This is a genomic window from Ornithinimicrobium sp. (assembly GCF_051004135.1).
Taxonomy (GTDB): domain Bacteria; phylum Actinomycetota; class Actinomycetes; order Actinomycetales; family Dermatophilaceae; genus Ornithinicoccus.
On record NZ_JBPCKQ010000067.1, the window covers coordinates 1 to 4,879 of the forward strand.

Genomic DNA, 4,879 nt, shown 5'->3' on the forward strand with positions numbered 1-4,879 from the left:
TGGCACCGCGAGGTGCCCCCTCTCCCGCACCTGGGTGCCCGGCGCGCGAAGGGCACCAGTGTGCGAGATCGTGCACCAGTGGGGGCCGGGCCGGCGCCGAGGATTGCGACGGTTCACGAGAAGCGGCCCAGTGCGTCGGACGGCGTGAGTCGACGCAGCTCCGGGACGCCTGCGAAGTCACGGTCGGCGGAGACGATGTGGTCGAAGCCGGCATCGTGAAGTCGTGCAGGATGAGACCCCCGATGAGCTGGTGGGCCTGACGGCACGCCGCCTGACGTCCGACCCGGCGTAGCCGGTGGAAGAGCACCACCTGCACCAGCTCCACGCATCCGTGCAGCTGTGCCCCGTCGTCGTGGCAGCCAACAGGGACCTACAGTCCTGCCGCCAGGGCTCATCTCCACCCAAGACGAGCGCGACGACGCACGCGCTCGTATCGCGACTGGTCGAGCAGGAGGTGGACTCGCCGCTCAAGGGTTGCCCTGCTCCGACCGTAGCGTGCACACGGGTACAGGTAAGCGCCCTTCATGCTCTGGTCGGCTCACCCGCGGGTCGCCGGAAGGCTCCGGCTATCGTCGGTGGCCATGAGGTGGAGGACGTTTGCGCTGCTGGCAGCGCCGGGCCTGGTGCTCGGCGTGGTCGGGGCCACGCACCCGTCCGGGCTCAACCCGGACACCGCGCGGCACTGGTTCCTCATGCACCTGGCCGGCGTCCTGGTCTTCCCCCTGGTCGGTGTCGCGCTGGCCTGGCTGGTCCGGGGGCGACGCGACCTGCTGGCGATCGGTGTCGTCGTCACGGCCTACGTCTATGCCACGCTCTACACCGCGCTCGATGTGATCAGCGGCATCGGGAACGGCTACGTGACGGATCGGCTCGGCGCCGATGCGGTGCCCCGCCCGCCATCGATCAGCCTGGCCTTCCACATCGGCACCATCCTGGGCGACGTCGGCGCCTGGGCGCTCTTCGCGGGGGCCGTCCTGGTCACGATCGACGTGATCCGCCGGCACGGGGTGGGGCCGTCCGTGCTGCCGGCGGTCGCGCTCCTTCTCGGGTCATGGTTCCTGCGCGACGAGCACATCTTCTGGCCCTGGGGGGTGCTGAGCTGCTTCGCGATCGGCATCGGCACCGGCTGGCTGGGTGTCCTTCGCGCAGCGGCAGCCGAGCCCAGGACCGGCGCGGCCACGGCTCGAACTGCCGGCCGGAGCTAGCGGACCGATGGTCGACGGCATCCACCTGCGGCGCAGCAAGGTGCAGCGAGATCAGATCGCCCGCCTCGGCGAGCGGGTCGGCCCGCCCGTCGGACTGGCCGGCGTGCTCGACGGCCTCAACCGGGTGGCCACCCCCGCCCGGGTGCCGGGCCGCGCACCGGTCTGGGGGTTCACCTGGAACGACCAGGATCAGGGCTCACCGAGATGGTGGCCACAGGGGATCAGCAGCACCGCCGACGCCACGGCGAGCGGCCAGGTCCAGGATCGTCGGTTGCTCGTGACCAGCTGGTACTGCAAGGACGACGGTGACGGCCGCCAAGGCAGCCGGGTGACCTTCGTCGATCTCGAGACCTTGCGCTACCGGCACGTGCTCCTCGTGCGGGCGGTCACGGACGAGGCGGGTGGCACCCGGCTGGAGCCGTTGCACATCCACGCCGGTGGCGTGGTCTGGGCCGGTGACCACCTGCACGTGGCCGGCACCCGTCGCGGGTTCTTCACCTGTCGGATCAGCGACATCATCCGGCTCGAGCCCGGTCCCGAGTCCTTCGACTACCGCTACGTCCTGCCGGTCCGGTTCACGTACCGGGCGCACGCCGCCGACGAGGTCGAGCCGCTGCGCTACTCGTTCCTGTCGCTCAACCGCAGCAGCAACCCGCCCGAGCTGGTCGCTGGTGAGTACGGTCGCGGCGACATGAGCACGAGGCTCGTGCGCTATCCGCTGGACGAGGAGTCACTGCTGCCCTCCGACCAGCCAGACGGCCGCTGCCAACCGGCTCTGCTGGACCCACGCGGTGTCGGCCACATGCAGGGAGTCGCCGTGGTGGGCGAGCGCTACTACGTGAGCGTCAGTCGCGGCCGGACCCGCCGCGGACACCTGTATGTCGGGGCACCCGGCAGCCTGACGCCGCGCCGATGGGCGCTCCCACCGGGCCCCGAGGACATCTGCTACTGGCCCTCTACCGATCAGCTGTGGTCCCTGTCCGAGTATCCAGGCAGGCGTTTCGTCTTCGCGATGGACCGCGCCAACTTCGACTGAAGCGGTCCACGTCCCGAGCACCCGGGCACACCTTGACTGGTGCAGTGCTCAGGCGTCGTAGTCGAGCGTGACCGTGTCGGTGACGGGGTGGGACTGGCAGGCCAGCACGATCCCCGCCTCGATCTCCTCAGGCTCGAGCGCGTAGTTGCGGTCCATCGTCACCTCGCCGTCGACGAGCCGGGCTCGACAGGTGCCGCATACCCCGCCGGTGCAGCTGAACGGTGCATCCGGGCGCTCGCGCAACGTGGCGGCCAGGATGGACTCTGCCCGGGAGCGCATCGGCACCTGCGTCGTGCGCCCGTCCAGGGTGAGCGTCACGACCGCCGCAGCCGCTGCTTCCTCCTCGGCCTCCCGGCCGGCGGTCGTGGGCGACGGACTGGCCTCGTCGACGTGGAAGACCTCGTGGCGCACCGTGTGCTCGTCGACGCCGTGCGCGGACAGCACCTCCCGCGCGGTCTCGACCATGCCGAACGGACCGCACAGATACCACTCGTCCACGTCATCGACGGGCACCAGCGTGGCCAGGAACCGCTCGAGACGGTCCCGGTCGATTCGCCCGCTGAGCAGCTCCGCGTCCTGCGGCTCCCTGGACAGCACGTTGAGCAGGGTGAACCGTTCGGGGAAGCGGTTCTTGCAGTCCATCAGCTCCTCGAGGAACATGATGGAGTCGGTCCGTCGGTTGCCGAAGATCAGCGTGGCCCGCGACGCCGGCTCCTCCTCCAGCGCCGTGGTCACCAACGACAGGACGGGGGTGATGCCCGATCCTGCCGCGACGGCGACGTGGTGCCGACGGGCAGCGGGGTCGGTCGCCGCGGTGAAGCTGCCCATCGGCGTCATCACGGCGACGGTGTCGCCGACCCGCGCCCGGTCGTTGAGCCAGTTGCTCATCACACCGCCGGTGACGCGCGCGGTCGCGACCCGCATCTCGCCGGTGCGCTGCCACTGCGACCGGGAGACACAGATCGAGTAGGACCGGCGCACGTCCTCGCCGTCGATCTCGGCCCGCAGGGTGAGGTGCTGTCCAGGCTCGAAGTCGAAGTCCGCACGCAGCTGCTGCGGCACGGCCAGCCGGACCGCCACCGCCTGGTCGGTGAGCCGTTCGACGTCGGTGATGCGCAGGTCGTGGAAGTTGGCCCGGCGTCGCGTCGGTCGCGTCAGGGTCACACTCACGCAGATGCTCCTTTGGTGCTGGTATGCGGTGGGCCCCGCGCCGTCGGCGGTTGCGTCCGTTGGTCGGTCGTCGGCCTGCCGCTCAGATGGGCTTGAACTCCTCGAACGGCTCGCGACACTCCAGGCACCGGCGCAGTGCCTTGCACGCCGTGGCCCCGAAGCGGGCCAGCTCCTCGGTGTCGGCCGCGCCGCATTGCGGACAGGTCACCGACCGCACCCGTAGGTCGACGACGACGGGGCCCTCGGACCGGACCGCCGCCCGGCCCGTCGGCGGGGCGATACCGAAGCGGCGCAGCGACACCTTGCCCTGCGGGCTCATCCAGTCGGTCGTCCACGCCGGCGACAACCGGGTCACCACCTGCGGAGTCAGCCCGGCCCGGCGCACTTCGGCTTCGATGGTCTCGGTGATCACCCCCATCGCCGGGCACCCGCTGTAGGTCGGCGTGATCGTCACCCGCACCACGGCACGCTCATCGCCGCCTCGGCGCTCGAGCAGCTCGAGCCCGCGCACGATGCCGAGGTCGTCGATGCTGATGACTGGGATCTCGGGGTCGGGGATGGCGCGGATCGCCGCCTCGAGCGCGTCCGTCTCGACACCTGCGCGGCGGGTCGTCGTCGGGCTCACCACTGCGCCCCGGGGTGGCTGCGGTGGACGTGCTGCAGCTCGGCCAGCAGATGGCCCATGGTCTCGGAGTGAATGCCGTCGCGGCCGCCCCGGGAGCGCCACCGCGGCTGCTCGGGCAGCTCAAGCGTCGCCTGCTCGACGACCCGGGCCACCCATTCGGTGCGCGCCGGCACCAGCGTGCTCGGCAGCACACCCAGCTCGCGCTCTGTGGCCCACACCGAAGCCTCGTCGTCCTCACCCAGCTCGGCGACGTAGGGCGCCACGGCGACCAGCGCCTCCTGCATCCGCTCGTGCGACTCCGGCGTGCCGTCGCCGAGCCGAACCACCCACTGCGCCGCGTGGTCGCGGTGGTAGGCGACCTCCTTGACCGCCTTTCCCGCGACCCCGGCGAGCACGTCGTCGCTGGAGTGCTGCAGCGCGCACCACAGCTCGTAGCCGTTCCCGGCGAACACCAGCAGCCGGGCCATCTCGTGCGCGAAGTCGCCGCGCGGCTGCTCGACCAGGTGCACGTTGCGGAACTCCCGCTCGTCGCGCAGGTAGGCCAAGGCGTCCTCGTCGCGACCGCGACCCTCGATCTCGCCGGCGTGGGTGAGCAGCGCCCGGGCCTGACCGAGCAGATCGAGGCCGATGTTGCCCAGCGCCATGTCCTCCTCGATCTGCGGGGCGCGGGTGAGCCACTCCCCCAGACGCTGGGCGTAGATGAGGGCGTCGTCAGCCAGACCCAGCAGGTATGCCGTCGCGGGGGGGGGGGGGGGGGGGGGGGGGGGGGGGGGGGGAACGGAAAGGGGGGGAAGAGGGGGGGGGGGGGGGGGGGGGGGGGGGGGGGGAGAGGGGGGGGAGGCG

The 4,879-nt window shown here is 71.4% G+C and carries 5 protein-coding genes; 2 read left to right on the forward strand and 3 right to left on the reverse strand.

Annotation, left to right across the window (positions count from 1 at the left end; genetic code table 11):
• The first annotated feature begins 581 nt into the window (after positions 1 to 581).
• Both ACR2FV_RS03810 and ACR2FV_RS03815 read left to right on the forward strand, forming a co-directional pair.
• Positions 582 to 1,205, forward strand: coding sequence for a hypothetical protein (locus ACR2FV_RS03810; protein WP_434014372.1), 624 nt, complete (start codon positions 582 to 584; stop codon positions 1,203 to 1,205).
• A gap of 7 nt (positions 1,206 to 1,212) precedes the next feature.
• Positions 1,213 to 2,241 (forward strand): hypothetical protein, encoded by a 1,029-nt coding sequence (locus ACR2FV_RS03815; RefSeq protein WP_434014373.1) that lies wholly within the window; start codon positions 1,213 to 1,215, stop codon positions 2,239 to 2,241.
• Positions 2,242 to 2,289: 48 nt separating this feature from the next.
• Here the strand turns inward: ACR2FV_RS03815 and paaE are convergent, their stop codons facing one another.
• The 3 genes from paaE to paaC all read right to left on the reverse strand — a co-directional run bounded on the left by paaE (position 2,290) and on the right by paaC (position 4,764).
• Entirely contained in the window at positions 2,290 to 3,411 is a 1,122-nt protein-coding gene (gene paaE / locus ACR2FV_RS03820) for a 1,2-phenylacetyl-CoA epoxidase subunit PaaE (RefSeq protein ID WP_434014374.1), read from the reverse strand.
• A gap of 82 nt (positions 3,412 to 3,493) precedes the next feature.
• Complete coding sequence (gene paaD, locus ACR2FV_RS03825) at positions 3,494 to 4,036, reverse strand: 1,2-phenylacetyl-CoA epoxidase subunit PaaD (RefSeq protein ID WP_434014375.1); 543 nt, start codon at positions 4,034 to 4,036, stop codon at positions 3,494 to 3,496.
• The gene (gene paaC / locus ACR2FV_RS03830; protein WP_434014376.1) at positions 4,033 to 4,764 is read right to left on the reverse strand and encodes a 1,2-phenylacetyl-CoA epoxidase subunit PaaC; all 732 of its coding nucleotides are present in this window, start codon (positions 4,762 to 4,764) and stop codon (positions 4,033 to 4,035) included. The genes paaD and paaC overlap by 4 nt, the downstream gene beginning before the upstream one ends.
• Between the last annotated feature and the right edge of the window lie 115 nt (positions 4,765 to 4,879).